This is a genomic window from Virgibacillus sp. NKC19-16 (assembly GCF_021560035.1).
Classification (GTDB): domain Bacteria; phylum Bacillota; class Bacilli; order Bacillales; family Amphibacillaceae; genus Virgibacillus_L; species Virgibacillus_L salidurans.
Map to the genome: position 1 here is coordinate 1681545 of NZ_CP074373.1, position 17347 is coordinate 1698891.

The 17347-nt window shown below is 38.3% G+C and carries 18 protein-coding genes and 1 pseudogene; 18 read left to right on the forward strand and 1 reads right to left on the reverse strand.

All coding sequences use genetic code 11. The annotated features are described in order from the left end of the window. Window positions 1-107: 107 nt before the first annotated feature. The 7 genes from recG to rnc all read left to right on the forward strand — a co-directional run bounded on the left by recG (window position 108) and on the right by rnc (window position 6515). Window positions 108-2141: an ATP-dependent DNA helicase RecG gene (gene recG / locus KFZ58_RS08655; protein ID WP_235794402.1), complete on the forward strand. Its 2034-nt coding sequence runs from the start codon at window positions 108-110 to the stop codon at window positions 2139-2141. 89 nt (window positions 2142-2230) lie between these two features. After that, a complete protein-coding gene (gene fapR, locus KFZ58_RS08660; protein WP_235794403.1) occupies window positions 2231-2812 on the forward strand; it encodes a transcription factor FapR in 582 nt (193 codons plus the stop codon). Beyond that, entirely contained in the window at window positions 2796-3806 is a 1011-nt protein-coding gene (plsX, locus tag KFZ58_RS08665) for a phosphate acyltransferase PlsX (protein WP_235794404.1), read from the forward strand. Before fapR ends, plsX begins: the two co-directional genes overlap by 17 nt. After that, window positions 3803-4744, forward strand: a complete 942-nt coding sequence (gene fabD, locus KFZ58_RS08670; protein ID WP_235794405.1) for an ACP S-malonyltransferase — start codon at window positions 3803-3805, stop codon at window positions 4742-4744. Before plsX ends, fabD begins: the two co-directional genes overlap by 4 nt. Continuing rightward, window positions 4744-5484, forward strand: a complete 741-nt coding sequence (gene fabG / locus KFZ58_RS08675) for a 3-oxoacyl-[acyl-carrier-protein] reductase (protein ID WP_235794406.1) — start codon at window positions 4744-4746, stop codon at window positions 5482-5484. Before fabD ends, fabG begins: the two co-directional genes overlap by 1 nt. 47 nt (window positions 5485-5531) lie before the next feature. Then, window positions 5532-5768, forward strand: a complete 237-nt coding sequence (locus KFZ58_RS08680; RefSeq protein ID WP_235794407.1) for an acyl carrier protein — start codon at window positions 5532-5534, stop codon at window positions 5766-5768. A 66-nt stretch (window positions 5769-5834) separates the two neighbouring features. Then, complete coding sequence (gene rnc / locus KFZ58_RS08685) at window positions 5835-6515, forward strand: ribonuclease III (RefSeq protein WP_235794408.1); 681 nt, start codon at window positions 5835-5837, stop codon at window positions 6513-6515. Between the two features lie 41 nt (window positions 6516-6556). On the opposite strand, the gene KFZ58_RS08690 is transcribed toward rnc, so the two are convergent. After that, window positions 6557-6781, reverse strand: a complete 225-nt coding sequence (locus KFZ58_RS08690) for a DUF1128 family protein (RefSeq protein WP_235794409.1) — start codon at window positions 6779-6781, stop codon at window positions 6557-6559. A gap of 188 nt (window positions 6782-6969) precedes the next feature. On the opposite strand from KFZ58_RS08690, the gene smc reads away from it, so the two are divergent. From smc to lepB, 11 genes and pseudogenes are all read left to right on the forward strand, one after another. After that, a complete protein-coding gene (gene smc, locus KFZ58_RS08695; protein ID WP_235794410.1) occupies window positions 6970-10536 on the forward strand; it encodes a chromosome segregation protein SMC in 3567 nt (1188 codons plus the stop codon). Window positions 10537-10554: 18 nt separating this feature from the next. Beyond that, window positions 10555-11550 carry a signal recognition particle-docking protein FtsY gene (ftsY, locus tag KFZ58_RS08700; RefSeq protein WP_235794411.1) on the forward strand — a complete coding sequence of 332 codons (996 nt, stop codon included), beginning with the start codon at window positions 10555-10557 and terminating at the stop codon, window positions 11548-11550. Window positions 11551-11627: 77 nt separating this feature from the next. After that, on the forward strand, window positions 11628-11951 hold the full coding sequence (locus KFZ58_RS08705) for a putative DNA-binding protein (RefSeq protein WP_235794412.1): 324 nt from the start codon (window positions 11628-11630) through the stop codon (window positions 11949-11951). Window positions 11952-11964: 13 nt separating this feature from the next. Then, complete coding sequence (ffh, locus tag KFZ58_RS08710; RefSeq protein ID WP_235794413.1) at window positions 11965-13311, forward strand: signal recognition particle protein; 1347 nt, start codon at window positions 11965-11967, stop codon at window positions 13309-13311. A gap of 464 nt (window positions 13312-13775) precedes the next feature. After that, complete coding sequence (rpsP, locus tag KFZ58_RS08715) at window positions 13776-14048, forward strand: 30S ribosomal protein S16 (protein ID WP_235794414.1); 273 nt, start codon at window positions 13776-13778, stop codon at window positions 14046-14048. A 14-nt stretch (window positions 14049-14062) separates the two neighbouring features. Further along, window positions 14063-14289 (forward strand): annotated as a pseudogene (locus KFZ58_RS08720) (KH domain-containing protein). A gap of 86 nt (window positions 14290-14375) precedes the next feature. Next, complete coding sequence (locus tag KFZ58_RS08725) at window positions 14376-14765, forward strand: YlqD family protein (RefSeq protein ID WP_235794415.1); 390 nt, start codon at window positions 14376-14378, stop codon at window positions 14763-14765. An 11-nt stretch (window positions 14766-14776) separates the two neighbouring features. Beyond that, window positions 14777-15292, forward strand: coding sequence for a ribosome maturation factor RimM (rimM, locus tag KFZ58_RS08730; RefSeq protein WP_235794416.1), 516 nt, complete (start codon window positions 14777-14779; stop codon window positions 15290-15292). Next, a complete protein-coding gene (gene trmD, locus KFZ58_RS08735; protein WP_235794417.1) occupies window positions 15292-16032 on the forward strand; it encodes a tRNA (guanosine(37)-N1)-methyltransferase TrmD in 741 nt (246 codons plus the stop codon). The genes rimM and trmD overlap by 1 nt, the downstream gene beginning before the upstream one ends. Before the next feature lie 142 nt (window positions 16033-16174). After that, window positions 16175-16519, forward strand: a complete 345-nt coding sequence (gene rplS / locus KFZ58_RS08740; RefSeq protein ID WP_222642063.1) for a 50S ribosomal protein L19 — start codon at window positions 16175-16177, stop codon at window positions 16517-16519. Window positions 16520-16794: 275 nt separating this feature from the next. Further along, on the forward strand, window positions 16795-17346 hold the full coding sequence (gene lepB, locus KFZ58_RS08745) for a signal peptidase I (protein ID WP_235794418.1): 552 nt from the start codon (window positions 16795-16797) through the stop codon (window positions 17344-17346). Window position 17347 lies beyond the last annotated feature (1 nt).

A 17347-nucleotide genomic window follows, 5' to 3' on the forward strand; every position in this document is an offset into this window, starting at 1 on the left:
CCCGCCCGATTATAAAAATAACCCACGAATGATTATTATAGACGTTTTTGTTATAATTTACAATAAAGAGAAATACATACGAAATGATATAGAGAGAGTGATGAACCATGCTGAGTGAGCCCGTAACACACATTAATGGAGTAGGTGAAAAGTTTGCTGAGGACCTAGCAACATTACATATATATACAGTAGAAGACTTATTGCATTATTTTCCTTATCGGTATGATGTATTTGAAATTAAACCACTTGGCGAGTTGATTCACGAGGATAAAGTTACCATTGAGGGCAGAGTGGTTCATGACCCCTCCCTCGCTTTTTATGGAAAAAATAAATCTAGGCTCACCTTTACTGTACAGGTGGAGAATATAGCTATAAAAGCGGTGATGTTTAATCGAGCTTTTGCCAAAAAACAGATCAATCCGGGAGATATCTTAACATTAACAGGGAAGTGGGATGCTCATCGTCTGCAAATCACTGTCAGCAATTATAAAAAAGGTGTTGCTGAGGAAGAGGCAACCATCCACTCGATATATTCGATAAAAGGTGACATATCGAGTGGGAGACTAAAGAAAACGATCGGACAGGCATTAAAGGATCATGTACATGAAACGACAGAGCTCCTGCCTTTGAGTTTCTTGGATGCATATAAGCTGCCTGACCGAAAAAAAGCGCTAAGAACCATGCATTTCCCAACAAGTAGAGTAGCACTTAAACATGCGAGACGACGATTTATATATGAAGAATTTCTGTTATTTCAACTTAAAATGCAGCTCTTAAGAAGATTAAAGCGAGAAGCTACCCAAGGTAATGCGCAGCACTATGATCCTGTTAAAATACAGGAGTTTAAAGATGTCTTCCCATTTGATTTGACAAAAGCACAACAAAAATCGTTGAATCAGATTTTATCTGATATGAAATCACCATACAGGATGAATAGACTTCTGCAAGGTGATGTAGGATCAGGTAAAACTGCTGTAGCTGCGATATGTCTATATGCGTCGATTACTGCAGGAAAGCAAGGGGCGTTAATGGTTCCAACTGAAATCCTTGCAGAACAGCATTATCAATCGTTAACGAATTTATTTGGAGAAAAAGCAAATATTGTGCTATTAACAGGGGCTGTAAAAGGGAAAAAACGAAAAGAAATTGTAGATGCTATTGGAGATCATGAAGTAAATATTGTAATCGGAACACATGCCCTTATACAAGATGATGTTATTTTCGGTGATTTAGGATTTGTTATTGTGGACGAGCAGCACCGCTTTGGCGTCAATCAAAGGCGAGCTCTACGGGACAAAGGGCTAAGTCCTGATGTTTTATTCATGACTGCAACACCAATTCCACGTACACTAGCTATTACCGCGTTTGGGGATATGGATGTTTCTGTAATTGATGAAATGCCTCAGGGCAGAAAAGCGATAGAAACTTATTGGACAAAAGGGAATACATTTGAAAGAGTATTGGGTTTCATTGAAAAACAGATTTCTGTTGGTGAGCAGGCATATGTCATTTGCCCACTTATCGAGGAGTCCGATAAATTGGATATTCAAGATGCGGTTGACCTTTATCACCAATTACAAGATTATTATCCAAGGGAGGTAGAAATTGGTCTAATGCATGGCAGACTTCCTGCAGAAGAAAAAGATAGTGCTATGAAACAATTTGCTGCCAATGAAATTCAAATACTTGTTTCCACAACTGTCGTAGAGGTTGGGGTTGATGTTCCAAACGCGACGATTATGGTCATTTATGATGCCGAGCGTTTTGGTTTGTCACAACTCCATCAGTTAAGAGGGAGGGTTGGCAGAGGAGATAAGCAGAGCTATTGCATTTTAATCGCTGATCCAAAAGGAGAGGTTGGAAAGGAAAGAATGCGGGTCATGACGGAAACCACAAATGGATTTGAGTTGTCCGAGCAGGATTTAAAATTAAGGGGCCCCGGGGATTTTTTTGGAAAAAAACAAAGTGGTGTACCGGATTTTAAAGTTGCTGATATGATCCATGATTACCGGGCGCTAGAGACAGCGCGTAAGGATGCACAGGAAATTATTGAAACAAATCTGCTCGAAGAAGATGAGGCATTTTATCAACTAAGGGAATATTTGGAGAATAGTTCCTTTTTTGCCGATAAATTAGATTAACATTAACATCTTGCATAATTAACTGTAGTATTATATATTACTATTAGTACCAAGTCATAAAATGTGGATTACGTTGGATGGTGCCAGATATGAAAAGAACGAAAGCAGATCGTCAACAAGATTTAAAAGCAACTATTGAAGAAACACCGTTTATAAATGATGAGCAACTTGCACAAATGTTTTCAGTCAGTATTCAAACGATACGTCTTGATCGCATGGAGCTCTCCATTCCAGAACTTCGGGAACGTATTAAATCTGTTGCGAATAATCAGGTTAAAGCATTGCCAATGGAAGAAGTGATTGGGGAAGTTATTGATTTGGAATTGGATAAGCGGGCGATTTCCATTTTGGATATTAAATCGGAACATGTATTTTCCCGTAATAAGATAGCGCGCGGCCATCATTTGTTTGCACAAGCCAATTCACTTGCTGTTGCGGTCATAAACGATGAGTTAGCACTCACTGCAAAAACAGAAATTAAATTTACAAGACAAGTAAAGGAAGGCGAGCGTGTTATCGCCAAAGCAACCATGGATGGAAAAAATGATAAAGGTTTAACGATTGTTAAAGTAGATAGTTTTGTAGAAAATGAGAACGTATTGTCAGGACTATTTTACATGTATCAATCAAATGAACAGAAAGGGGATCGCTTAGGTGAGGTTAGCAATTGATGCCATGGGAGGCGACCATGCACCAAAAGAAATTGTGCTGGGTGCAATGGATGCAATTTCCCAGATAGGAGACCTGCATATCACCCTAATAGGTGATGAAAATAAGATTAACGAACATTTATCAAATACAAAGAATATTGAAGTTATACATACCGAAGAAGTTATAACAAGTGAAGATGAGCCTGTACGTGCTGTTCGTCGTAAAAGAGGCGCCTCACTTGTACTAATGGCAAAAGAAGTTAACGAAGGGCGAGCAGATGCTTGTATCTCGGCAGGGAACACGGGCGCATTAATGAGTGCAGGTCTGTTTGTTGTTGGCAGGATTCCCGGGATTGACCGACCTGCGCTTAGTCCGACACTTCCTACTATTGACGGGAAGGGATTTCTATTATTAGATGTAGGGGCAAATGTTGATGCAAAGCCTGATCATCTTGTTCAATATGCGGTGATGGGATCCATTTATACAGAGAAAGTGCGTTCGCTAAAAAATCCGACAGTAGGCCTATTGAATGTCGGAACAGAAGAAGGAAAAGGAAATGACCTTACCAAAAAGGCGTTTGCTTTAATGAAAGATGCCCCCATTAATTTCATTGGAAACGTGGAAGCTAGAGACATATTAAGCGGGGCGGCCGATGTTGTCGTTACAGATGGATTTAGTGGAAACATCGCTCTAAAAACAATTGAAGGTACAGCAATGACGATGTTTTCGATGTTAAAGGAAACGTTCATGTCTTCCATGAAAACAAAAATGGCAGCCGGTATGGTAAAAAGTGATTTAAAAGGGTTGAAAACGAAACTGGATTATTCGGAATATGGTGGCGCCGGCCTGTTTGGTTTAGCATCACCTGTCATTAAAGCACATGGATCATCAAATCAAAGAGCAATTTATAATGCGATTAAACAAGCTTGCCACATGGTTGAGTACAATGTGACTGATACGATTAAAACAACTGTCGAATCCATTAAATTGGATAAAGAGGAGGGATCTCAGTGAAGAGAGTAGCTTTTATGTTTCCAGGACAAGGTTCACAAGCGGTTGGTATGGGGAAGGTATTCTATGACAGTTATCCGGACATTAAAGAGCTATACCAGGAAGCGAATCAGGCATTAAATAGAGATATTACTAAGATTATGTTTGAGGGACCAAAAGAGGAGTTAACAGAAACAGAAAATGCACAACCTGCCTTATTATTATCTAGTATTGCCATACATACATTACTGTTAAAAGAACAAATTCAACCAGTTATGACGGTTGGGCACAGTCTTGGAGAATACAGTGCTTTAGTCGCAGCAGGGTCGATTCCTTTGGACAGGGCTTTACCCCTTGTAGCCACTCGTGGTAAATTAATGGAAGAAGCATTTCCAAAAGGCCGAGGAACAATGGCAGCGGTGCTTGGCCTTTCTGAAAAAGAAATAGAAAACTCCCTGAAGGAGGTAAGTGAAGATAACGTTGTTGATATTGCGAATTTAAATTCTCCAGGACAAATCGTTATTTCCGGGTCAAAAGAAGGGATCGAACAGGCGTCAGCTATTTTAAAAGAAAATGGTGCAAAACGTATCCTTCCGTTAAATGTCAGCGGGCCATTTCATTCTAAATTGATGAAAGCTGCTAATGCTGAATTTACAGCATATTTAAATGAAACTGAAATAAAAACTGCCAGCATTCCTGTTTATGCTAATGTTTCAGCAGCACCAGTAACAGAAAGTGAAGAGATAAAAGACCTTCTCATTAAACAATTGTATTCTCCTGTACGATTTGAAGAATCGATTCGACACATGATTGATCAAGGCATTGACGCTTTTGTTGAAGTTGGTAATGGAAAAGTACTGAGCGGTCTTGTAAGAAAAATAAATCGCAGGACACCTACATTCGCAGTACAGGATATAGAATCAATGAATGACTTTATTTCATGGTACAGGGAGGGATCGTAATGCTAAAAGGTAAAAACGCTTTAGTTACAGGTGCATCACGTGGAATTGGCAGGGCAATTGCTATAGAATTAGCCAAACAGGGAGCAAATGTAGCGGTGAACTATGCTGGAAGTGAAGCAAAAGCAAAAGGTGTTGTAGAAGAGCTTGAATCAATTGGAGTGAAGGCATTTAAAGTCCAGGCAGATGTTGCAAATGAAACAAATGTCAAATCGATGGTGAAGGAAGTAGTCAGTCAGTTCGGGAGTCTGGATATTTTAGTAAATAATGCTGGAGTTAATAAAGATAATTTATTAATGCGCATGAAAGAAGAAGAATTTGACCAAGTTATAAACACGAATCTTAAAGGTGCCTTTGTCTGTACAAAAGCAGTAACAAGACAAATGATGAGACAAAAGAATGGCAGAATTATAAATGTCGCATCTATTGTCGGGGTTAGTGGTAATGCGGGACAGGCAAATTATGTGGCTGCCAAAGCAGGTGTTATTGGATTGACGAAGACGACCGCGAAAGAATTAGCCACGCGTAATATTCTTGTTAATGCTGTAGCACCAGGCTTTATAACAACAGATATGACGGATGAATTAACAGAAGAACAAAGAGCAAGCATGCTGGCGATGATCCCCTTGGAAAGATTGGGAACAGCTGAAGATGTAGCGAATGTTGTACGGTTTCTGGCATCTGAAGACGCAAATTACATCACAGGACAAACCATTCATATAGATGGTGGTATGGTGATGTAATTCTAAGTTAAACCCGCACTTATATTACATGAAAGGAGGTGAAGTCAGTGGCAGATGTGTTTGATCGTGTAAAAGCTATTATCATTGATAATCTTGATGTAGATGATTCTAAAGTAACCATGGAAGCATCTTTTAAAGATGACCTTGAGGCAGATTCTTTAGATGTGGTGGAGCTTGTCATGGAATTTGAAGATGAATTTGATATGGAAATTGCAGATGAAGAAGCTGAAAAAATAAATACTGTTGGTGATGCTGTAAACTACATAAATAGTTTACAATCCTAGCGAAATAGAAAGTCCCGCGTTTGCGGGGCTTTCAGTATATCCCCGAAATAGAGGTGAAAGTTCGGTATGAATGTTACGGAGTTAGAAAAACAACTCGACATCACATTTAGTGATAAGAATTTGTTAAGGCAAGCTTTTACACATTCATCTTATGTGAATGAGCATCGTGGAGAATCATTTTCGGATAATGAGCGATTGGAGTTTTTAGGTGACGCTGTATTGGAATTAGGTATTTCCCAGTATTTATATCGAGAAAATAAAAATATGCCTGAAGGAGAAATGACGAAATTACGTGCATCGATTGTTTGTGAGCCATCCCTGGTTAATTTTGCACGTGATCTACAGTTTGGTGATTATATTTTGCTCGGAAAAGGGGAAGAACAAACAGGCGGACGTGATCGCCCCGCTTTACTGGCAGATGTATTTGAAGCATTTCTGGGAGCATTATATTTAGAGCATGGATTTGATAAAGTTTTAGCTTTTATAGAAGAACATGTTATTCCGAAAATAACCACAGGTGCTTTTTCGCATGCGATGGATTATAAAAGTCAGCTGCAGGAATTAGTTCAGCAATATAAAAATCAGACCATTGAATATAAAATTGTTGAAGAAAAAGGTCCCTCCCATGATAAGGAGTTCGTTATTCAAGTAATCATTAAAGGTGACATTGCCGGATCCGGTGTAGGGCGAACTAAAAAAGAAGCAGAACAACGCGCAGCAAAGGCAGCGCTTGATAAATTTTCATGAGTATAAGGCTGTGCATGCACAGCCTTATTATATGTAGCATTTCAACTTTTTCTAACGGATCGCAATTCCTCTATAAATGCTTGTTTTTCAGCTGCACTTAGGTTGGCTTTTTGTGTAACCATATCATACATAAGCTTCAAATCATCGTATTTATCTAAATCATAGTCATCCGGATCCATAATCTTACGGTTAACAACCCCTAAATGATCAGCTAATGCATCAAGTAAATACTTTAAATTTTCCTCTGATGGATACTCTAAATTCATGTTTTCACCTCTTTATTTTTTATGAATGCACTGAATCAGATTGTATTGTAACGGTTCTCCTCTTCTTTTGTTCCTCTCTTTATGATAAAATAAATGCGATAAAAAACCAATGATTTTTAAATGATTTTTTACTTAAATTTAAAAGAGAACGTACATATTGTCAGTTCTTTTCTAATAGGAGAATGTATATGTTTTTAAAACGGCTGGAAAGTGTGGGTTTCAAATCATTTGCTCATAGAATTAATGTGGAATTTGTTCCAGGTGTTACAGCAGTTGTAGGCCCAAATGGCAGTGGTAAGAGTAATATAACGGATGCCATCCGTTGGGTGCTTGGCGAACAATCCATAAAGTCATTACGTGGCGCGAAAATGGAAGATATTATATTCCAGGGCAGTGATACTAGAAAGCCGTTAAATGTAGCAGAGGTTACCTTAGTGCTTGATAATCAGGATCAGACACTGGCACTGGATTATGAAGAAGTGAGTGTAACCAGACGCGTTTATCGTTCAGGAGATAGTGAATTTTATATTAATAAACAACTATGTAGATTAAAGGATATTGTAGATTTATTTATGGATTCAGGACTCGGCCGTGAAGCCTTTTCTATTATCAGCCAGGGGAAAGTGGAAGAAATTTTAAGTTCAAAAGCAGAGGAAAGGCGCACGATTTTTGAAGAGGCAGCTGGCGTTTTAAAATATAAACAACGAAAAAAGAAATCGGAACATAAACTTGAAGAAACACAGGAAAATTTAAATCGAGTGGAAGATATTATCCATGAAATACAGCAGCAAATTGATCCATTGGAACAACAGGCAGAAACGGCAAAAAAATATAACGACCTAAAAGAAAAATTGAAGCAAAATGAAATAACACTTCTTATAACTGAAATTGAAGAACTCTATAATCAATGGCAACATGTTTTGAAGAAATTAGAGAAAGAAAAAGAGAATGAAATTAATCTGAAGACGTTTATTCAACAAAAGCAAGCAGAATTAGAAAAAGAGCGTCAGGAAATACAGAAAATAGACGAGGCCATTGAGGGATTACAGGCAAGTTTATTAACAATAACACAGGAACTCGAACAATTTGAAGGAAAGAAACAACTGCTACATGAACGAACAAAGCATTTTACAGAAAACAAACAAAAACTTGAGGCACAAAAGCATGAAACAATAACCCAAATGGATGAATTAAAAGAAGAACTATCCAAGGAAAAAAAACAGCTGCACGAGTTGCAAGCGATGAAACAAAAAACGAAGCAGCATGCAAAGCAGGTAGAAGAAAAGCTTAGCATCGACAAAGAAAATATTATCGAAAAAATCGAAGAAATGAGATCCGAATATATTGAATACTTAAATAGCCAGGCGGCTAAGCGAAATGAGAAACAATCAATCCAGCAGCAATTACAGCAAATAACCAATAAAAAGGAAAATCAGGAAACCAAATTTCAAGATCTTGTTGCGACACGGAGCAAATTAAATGAATTCTTAACTAAAACGAAGGCTGATTTTACTACACAGGAAAAGCGATATAATGAAAAAGACACTCTAATCAAGCAATTAAAAAAAGATTTAGAACAGGAACGAGAATCTTTTCAGGAATCCCAGACGAAGCTGTATCAAGGCTATCAGCACATTGAAAAGTTAAGATCCAAAAAAGAAATGCTAGAGGAAATGAAAGAGGATTTCCAAGGCTTTTTCCAAGGGGTAAAAGCAGTGCTGAAGGCACGGGAAGAAAAGGATTTATCTCATATCCATGGTGCGGTAATTGAATTAATTGATGTCCCTAAAAATTATATTACCGCTATTGAAACTGTCTTAGGCGGACAGGCACAGCATATCATCGTCAACGATGATACCGCGGCACGGGCCGCAATTTCGTACTTAAAGAAAACAAATAATGGCCGTGCAACGTTTTTGCCACTTCGATCAATTAAAGAACGATTTATAACCAAAGATATTTTAAATAAAATACAAAATCATCAAGGCTTTATTGGTATTGCTGCAGATTTAGTGCGAACAGAAGCAAACTATCAGACAGCTGTAAATCATTTAATGGGTCATGTAGTGATTGCAGGTACATTGAAGGATGCAAATGAAATTGCAAAACTTGCCATGAGGCGATACCGAATAGTGACACTCGAAGGAGATGTTGTAAACCCAGGTGGGGCAATGTCCGGTGGTGCACAAAAGAAAACAAATCAATCCTTGTTTACAAGGGAAAAGGATTTACAAGAAATAACGGAAAAGCTTAACGCATTTATGAAAAAAACTACAATAGTTGAATCTAAGGTGGATGATCAGAAACATCAAATTGCTGAAAAGGAAAAAAGATTGGAAACAGAAGAGCAAACGATTATTTCCGTACAGCGCAGTTTGGAGGAATTACGATCAAAATCTAAAGAATTGGAAATGAAAAAGGAATCACTGAATGATAATCTCGGAATATATGATCAGGAAAATCGGCAATATGATCAAGATATAGAAGAAATAAAGTTCCGAGATGAGCAGTTGGATCAGGATTTAAGGGGCATCAATCAAAAGTTACTTTTAATAAAAGAAGAAATCGATACGTTAACAAATGAGGAAGCGACATTTAAAGAAAATCAGGAACTGCTGCAAAACGATTTACATCGCCATCAAGTTATCCTGGCTGAACAGGAAGAACGCGTGAAAAATCAAAGCGAAAAAACAAATACGCTTCAAAACCAATTGACAGAACTAGAGATGAAACACAAGAGCTATACTTCTGACTTAAATCAGCTTATAGAAGTTAATGAAACGGAAGAAACAGAAGAGGAGATTGAACATAACATTCTGTCTAAAACAGAGGAGAAAACAAAGGCAACCAACACCATTCAAGCGAAACGCTCTAAGCGATTGGAACTTACACAATTCACGCAGGATCAGGAAAGAGAATTAAAGGAAGAAAACAGGAAACATCAAGAATTTGTGCAATCCATTCAACAAAAGGAAGTCAACGCCAATCGGCTTGATGTTGAGCTCGAAAATCATTTGTCTCACTTGCAAACTGAATACACCATTACTTATGAAAAGGCAAAACAAACGTATGATAAAACGGATAATATGGAAGAAACAAGGACCATCGTCAAACAGCTGAAACAAAGCATCGATCAACTGGGAGCCATTAATTTAGGTGCAATTGATGAATATGAACGTGTTTTAGAACGTTATACCTTTTTAAATGAACAAAAAAACGACCTCATTCAAGCAAAAGAAACGCTATATACTGTTATTGCTGAAATGGATGATGAGATGCAAAAACTATTCGATGTAACCTTCACTCAAATAAAAGAAGAATTTCAAGTCGTGTTTCAACAATTATTTGGCGGAGGACATGCTGATTTACAATTAACCGATCCCAAGAACCTTTTGGATACTGGTGTGGATATTGTTGCACAACCACCCGGAAAAAAACTGCAGCATTTAGGTTTACTTTCTGGTGGGGAACGGGCTTTAACAGCGATAGCTTTATTATTTTCAATACTACGTGTCCGTCCTGTACCCTTTTGTGTGCTGGATGAAGTAGAATCAGCGCTTGATGAAGCGAATATTAGCCGATTTGCCAAATATGTTAGAATGCATAGTGAAAAAACCCAGTTTATTGTGATTACCCATCGAAAAGGCACAATGGAAGAAGCGGACGTTTTATATGGTGTTACCATGCAGGAAGCAGGAGTATCACGATTGGTTTCTGTTCGTTTGGAAGAAACAAAAGAGTTAATCCAATCCTAAGAAGGGAGTTTTCGTACAATGAGTTTCATGAAGAAATTTAAAAACAAATTTAAACAAAATGAGGAGGCTGAGAAAGTCTCCAAAAAATATAAAGAAGGCATGAAAAAAAGCCGGAATTCATTTTCAGGAAAAATCAATGATTTGATTGCACGTTATCGTAAAGTTGACGAGGATTTTTTTGAAGAGCTGGAGGAAGTACTGATATCTGCTGATGTTGGTGTTACTACTGTTATGGATTTAATTGAGGAATTAAAAATGGAAGTTAAACGTCAAAACATAAAAGAAACCAAAGAGGTTAAGGATGTAATCTCGGAAAAACTGGTTGATATCTATTATGGTGGTGATGATGAACAAATAGAGGAACTAAACATTCAGGAAAAGGAATTATCTGTTATATTGGTTGTTGGTGTTAATGGTGTAGGAAAAACGACCTCTATAGGGAAACTGGCACATCAATTGAAACAAGAAGGAAAGCGAGTTGTGTTGGCTGCAGGTGATACATTCCGGGCAGGGGCTATTGAACAACTTGAAATATGGGGCGGGCGTGCAGATGTTGACGTAATTAAGCAAAATGCCGGCAGTGATCCTGCAGCAGTAATATTTGACGGGATAAAGGCTGCTAAATCACGAAATGCAGATGTACTCATTTGTGATACGGCAGGCAGATTGCAGAACAAAGTCAATTTAATGAATGAACTTTCTAAAGTGAAACGCGTTATTGAACGAGAAATACCAGGTGCGCCGCATGAAGTGTTACTTGTACTCGACGCAACAACAGGACAAAACGCATTAAGTCAGGCAAAAACATTTTCTGATGCTACAAATGTCTCAGGGATAATTTTGACAAAATTAGATGGAACTGCCAAAGGCGGAATTGTATTGGCAATTCGAAATGAATTAAAAATCCCGGTGAAATTCGTCGGACTTGGCGAGCAAGTAGAGGATTTGCAGGAATTTAATGCACATGCCTTTGTATATGGGTTATTTGCCGATATCTTAGAAGAACAAGAGTAGAATACTCCTTGACAATGGGGGTGTTTCCCCGTTATTATTTATTGTAAAGGATTTTCACTTAACAAGGGGTGGATGGATTGCTGGAGAAAACCACGCGCATTAATTATTTATTTGACTTTTACCAAAGCTTGCTGACACCCAAACAGCGTGATTATATGGAAATGTATTTTGTAGAGGATTATTCACTGGGTGAAATTTCCGATTTGTCTCTAGTTTCACGACAAGCGGTATATGATAATATTAGAAGAACAGAAAAAATGCTTGAATCCTATGAAGAGAAATTGCATTTATACGAGAAATTCATACAACGTGCTACCCTTATTGAAAAAATGGAGCAATCAGTTCCTGAGAACGAGAACAACTTGTTGAATATGATAAACCAACTAAAAGAATTAGATTAGGAGGACACCTTCTATGGCATTTGAAGGACTAGCTGATCGCCTACAAGGTACGATTAAAAAAATAACGGGTAAGGGGAAGGTTAGTGAACAGGACGTAAAAGAAATGGCGCGTGAAGTTCGTCTTGCCTTACTTGAAGCTGATGTTAACTTTAAAGTGGTAAAAGATTTAATTAATCGCATAAAGGAACGCGCTGTTGGACAGGAAGTAATGGAAAGTCTCACGCCTGGCCAGCAAGTTATCAAAGTTGTAAGAGAAGAATTAACCACGCTTATGGGCGGAGAGCAAAGCAAAATTGCCGTCGCTGATCGTTCGCCAACCGTTATTATGATGGTTGGCCTGCAGGGTGCGGGTAAAACGACAACGACAGGCAAGTTGGCTAATCATTTGCGAAAAAAACATAATCGCTCGCCATTACTTGTCGCTGGTGATATATATCGACCTGCAGCGATTGACCAATTAGAAACACTGGGTGAACAAATTGATATGCCTGTTTTTTCAATGGGGACGGATGCTAAGCCGGTTGATATTGCAAATCAGGCAATTGAACAAGCAAAAGCGGAACATAATGATTATGTAATCATTGATACTGCAGGACGCTTGCATGTTGATAATGAACTGATGGATGAATTGCAGCAGATTAAATCCAATGTAAATCCGGATGAAATTTTATTAGTAGTTGATTCGATGACAGGTCAGGATGCAATAAATGTTGCAGAGAGTTTCAACGAACAATTGGATATTTCCGGTGTTGTATTAACGAAACTTGATGGTGATACACGCGGTGGTGCAGCCCTGTCCATTAAAGCTGTTACAGATAAGCCGATTAAATTTGCTGGTATGGGTGAAAAATTGGATGAGCTCGAAGCTTTCCATCCGGATCGTATGGCGTCCAGAATTCTTGGTATGGGTGACGTTCTTTCGCTAATTGAAAAAGCCGAGACGAATGTCGATGAAAAGCAAGCAAAAGAATTGGAAGGCAAAATGCGCAACATGTCGTTTACCTTTGATGATTTTCTGGAACAAATGGGACAAGTGAAAAACATGGGGCCATTAGATGATTTAATGGCCATGATCCCTGGATCCGGTAAAATGAAAGGATTAAAAAATGCACAATTTGATGAAAAGCAGCTCGTACATGTAGAGGCTATTATTCAATCGATGACTAAGAAAGAACGACAAGAACCAGGCATTATGAACGCAAGCCGCAAAAAGCGTATTGCGAAAGGTTCAGGAACTTCTGTTTCGCAGGTGAATCGATTGTTAAAACAATTTGAAGAAATGAAGAAAATGATGAAGCAAATGACCAACACGCAGAAAAAAGGGAAAAAAGGCAAGGGAATGAACCTTCCATTCATGTAATAGACAAAAGCGGAAGCGCCCGGTTAGCGACGTATGGACTGCGCCCGCGCATCGCAGGTGGTTCAACGTTGCCACGCAAAGTGGCGTTTTTAGTTGAACTTCCACTGCCGTAGGAGATAAAGGGAACATGCCCCTGTAAAAAGGGGTATGCCGACGTTTGCGCGGGAGGCCGTATTTAGTCGGCCTTCCTTAAGTCTAGCGAATCGATGTTGACTTTCACCGCAAGGGTATAAGCGCGACTAAGCCTCTGGCAAAGCCAATCGGCAAGTCCTCTTTATCGGACGGAGGTGAGGGAAGTTCATTAGTCGCTGGGCGCTGGAGCTGGACGTGGCTAATTCTGTAATTAAAGGTATGTAGCCATGTTTATATACTTCATAGCATGTAATGGAAAAACCCTTTACAGACTATTTGTTTTCTGTTAGAATCTAAAATTGTGTAATACATTTTTATTGGAGGTGTAAGAAATGGCTGTTAAAATTCGTTTGAAACGTATGGGATCCAAAAGGAATCCATTTTATCGTATTATTGTAGCTGATTCACGTTCTCCTCGTGATGGACGTTCTATTGAACAAATTGGAACATATAACCCTGTAGTTAATCCAATTGAAGTTAAAATAGATGAAGAAAAAGCTCTTGATTGGATGGCAAATGGTGCAAAACCAAGCGATACTGTACGAAATCTTTTCTCAAAAGAAGGCATCATGAAGAAATTTCACGATCGAAAAAATCAATCGTAAAGTGGTGTGATATCATGAAAGCCCTAATTGAATCTATTGTTACGTCTTTAGTTGATCACCCCAAGACATCGTCGTGACCGAAACAGAGGAAGATACGAAGATCATATATCATCTTACTGTGAATCAAGACGATGTTGGTAAGGTGATTGGTAAAAATGGACGTATTGCAAAAGCAATGCGCACAGTCGTATATGCGGCAAAAACGGATGCAGAAAAGCGAATTTATTTAGATATTATGTAAGGGGAAGAGGCCTCACCTCTTCCCTTTTATACATAAACATCAAGGAAGGCAAATTTTAAGGCATTTGTGAGAGTGAGGGGAAAATAGTGAAAATAATAAAGAATGTCCTAATCAAACAAATTGTCACAGAGAAAAGTAAAGAAAAATTACAGAAAAGTTTTCATGAATCTAAAATGCGGCTTGAACAAGAGTGTCAACAATTGCGCTTTGAACAACGGAAACTGGAACATAAAGCAGGTGTCTCCAAACAGGATATCGCTCATCGTTTTCAGCAGGAAATCAATAATAGAAAAGAGAAAATCAAATTAGCTGATTTTAAAATCGAGCAGCTAGACATGCTAGAACTGGGTAGTGAAATTATTGAAAAAGAAGTTGAAGCTCTTGTTGAAGTGGGTGTTGGATCACATTGGGACGAAATTATGGGAGAAAGAGCGATTGTCATCAAAGACGATATCGTAATTCGAGTTGATAATTAGCAGGTGGTAAAATGACCGAGAACATGTTTAATATTGGAAAAATCATAAATACACATGGAACGCGTGGAGAAGTCAAAGTAATGCGTATCACTGATTTTGAAGAACGGTTTGCTGTTGGGGAAACAGTGTATGCTGTTAAAGAAGATGAAAAATTGATCGAATTGGTTATTGCTGCACATCGCATACATAAGGGATTTGATCTAATCATTTTTGAAGGTTTTGATAACATTAATGATGTAGAGCATTTAAAGGGAGCACAGTTAAAAATCACAGAAGATCAGTTGACTGATTTGGACGAGGGTGAATTTTATTACCATGAAATAATCGGTTGTGATATTTATACAGATAGCGGAGAAAAATTGGGGAAAATTAAAGAGATTTTGTCCCCTGGCGCCAATGATGTATGGGTGGTAAAGCAGCCAAAGGGTAAGGATATATTAATACCTTATATAAGCGAAGTCGTGACTGAAATTGATATAGATGCCAAAAAAGTTGTTATTGAACCAATGGAAGGATTGCTGGACTAATGCATATTGATATATTAACCTTATTTCCGGAAATGATTACAGGTGTCTTCAATTCCTCTATGCTTAAAAAAGCCCGGGATAAAGAAAAGTTCAGCTATAATCTGGTTAATTTTCGAGACTACAGTGAAAATAAGCATCAGAAAGTGGATGATTATCCATATGGCGGAGGAGCTGGTATGGTATTGACCCCACAACCTATCTTTGATGCAGTAGAAGCTGTAACAAAAGAAAAAGAGCCCCCTCCTCGGATTGTTCTCATGAGCCCACAAGGCGAGCCGTATACGCAACAAAAAGCGGAAGAATTAGCCCGCATTGAGCACCTCGTATTTATTTGTGGACATTATGAAGGCTATGATGAGCGAATCAGAGAACATCTTGCTACAGATGAAATATCTATCGGAGATTATGTCTTAACAGGTGGGGAGCTTGGTGCGATGGTGGTTGTTGATAGTGTTGTTCGCCTGCTGCCGGATGTTCTAGGAAATACGGAATCAGCACCGGATGACTCCTTTTCAACTGGATTATTAGAGCATCCACATTACACCAGGCCAGCTGACTTTCGTGGAATGACTGTCCCGGAGGTGTTGCTATCCGGTAATCATGCGAATATTGCCATGTGGCGAAAGCGTGAATCGCTTAAAAGAACTTACGAGCGACGAAGTGATTTAATAGATAACGGTGCATTATCAGAAACAGAGGAAAATATAATAAATGCTATTAAAAATAATGAAAAATTATAGATTGCCTTAAAAATACAGTTGAACTCTCTTATGTCTTATGGTATATTAACTGTTGTGCTTAAATTAATATTTAAGTCGTATAAACGATGTTCCGCTGCTCCTTAGCGAGACATGAGCATTGGTTTGGAAGGAGTGAAGCAGGATGCAAAAACTTATTGCAGACATCACAAAAGATCAGCTACGCACTGATCATCCTGATTTCCGCCCAGGTGACACGCTAAAAGTTCACGTGAAGGTTGTTGAGGGAAGTCGTGAGCGTATTCAGGTGTTCGAAGGTGTTGTAATTAAACGCCAAAATGGTGGAATCAGTGAAACATTTACAGTAAGAAAGATTTCTTACGGTGTAGGTGTTGAACGTACTTTCCCATTACATTCACCACGAATCGATAAAATCGAAGTTTCCCGTCGTGGTATTGTACGTCGTGCGAAGTTATATTATCTTCGTAATTTACGCGGTAAAGCAGCACGTATTAAAGAACGCAGATAATGAAAATGGAATGTATCTATTTAGCATACCTATGCATTTTCAAAACTGGATAAGAGTATTTTTTAAAAGGAGCTTGGCAATGCGCACTAGCTCCTTTTTTAATTCACATTACCAGTATTAGAAAACTCACCAAGCTTTTGGTTGACAACCAAAGCCAGCACTTATGCAGTAAGAAAGTATTTTATTCTTTCTTATCTGCCAAAAAAGGAATGTTATAATAAATGAAGCTTACAATAATACTATAGATACATAGTGATGTTGTCGGAGGGGAGTTCATGGCTAAACAAAAAAGTGAATGGTTCGATTGGATAAAAGCGTTATTGATTGCTTTTGCGCTTGCTTTTATTATTCGAATGTTCTTTTTTGCACCAATTGTTGTTGATGGTCCATCCATGCTGCCAACATTGCAGGATAAGGATCAAATGATTGTGAATAAGTTTATTTATCAAATCAAAGAACCAGAGCGATTTGATATCGTTGTTTTTCATGCTTCTACACAAAGGGATTTTATAAAACGGATTATTGGTTTGCCTGGTGAGCATGTTGCATATGAAAATAATGTCCTGTACATTAATGGAGAAGCAGTTGAAGAACCATTTATAACAAAACAAAATGGCTTATATCAGCAGCATACAAACGATTTTGTATTAGAAAATCTCCCAGGTGGTTACGGGCGTATACCAGAAGGATATGTGCTTGTTTTAGGCGATAATCGAAGGAATTCAACGGATAGTCGTATGCTAGGTGTTATTTCCATGGATGAAATTGTTGGTAAGACAAATTTAATTTATTGGCCATTGGATCGAATACAAATCGTAGGAGAGTAGG

Excerpts from the sequence above, each read along its gene's own strand:
- recG (WP_235794402.1), top strand. The coding sequence starts at position 108 with ATGCTGAGTGAGCCCGTAACACACATTAATGGAGTAGGTGAAAAGTTT.
- fapR (WP_235794403.1), top strand. The coding sequence starts at position 2,231 with ATGAAAAGAACGAAAGCAGATCGTCAACAAGATTTAAAAGCAACTATT.
- fabG (WP_235794406.1), top strand. The coding sequence starts at position 4,744 with ATGCTAAAAGGTAAAAACGCTTTAGTTACAGGTGCATCACGTGGAATT.
- rnc (WP_235794408.1), top strand. The coding sequence starts at position 5,835 with ATGAATGTTACGGAGTTAGAAAAACAACTCGACATCACATTTAGTGAT.
- KFZ58_RS08690 (WP_235794409.1), bottom strand. The coding sequence starts at position 6,781 with ATGAATTTAGAGTATCCATCAGAGGAAAATTTAAAGTATTTACTTGAT.
- smc (WP_235794410.1), top strand. The coding sequence starts at position 6,970 with ATGTTTTTAAAACGGCTGGAAAGTGTGGGTTTCAAATCATTTGCTCAT.
- ftsY (WP_235794411.1), top strand. The coding sequence starts at position 10,555 with ATGAGTTTCATGAAGAAATTTAAAAACAAATTTAAACAAAATGAGGAG.
- ffh (WP_235794413.1), top strand. The coding sequence starts at position 11,965 with ATGGCATTTGAAGGACTAGCTGATCGCCTACAAGGTACGATTAAAAAA.
- rpsP (WP_235794414.1), top strand. The coding sequence starts at position 13,776 with ATGGCTGTTAAAATTCGTTTGAAACGTATGGGATCCAAAAGGAATCCA.
- rimM (WP_235794416.1), top strand. The coding sequence starts at position 14,777 with ATGACCGAGAACATGTTTAATATTGGAAAAATCATAAATACACATGGA.
- trmD (WP_235794417.1), top strand. The coding sequence starts at position 15,292 with ATGCATATTGATATATTAACCTTATTTCCGGAAATGATTACAGGTGTC.
- rplS (WP_222642063.1), top strand. The coding sequence starts at position 16,175 with ATGCAAAAACTTATTGCAGACATCACAAAAGATCAGCTACGCACTGAT.
- lepB (WP_235794418.1), top strand. The coding sequence starts at position 16,795 with ATGGCTAAACAAAAAAGTGAATGGTTCGATTGGATAAAAGCGTTATTG.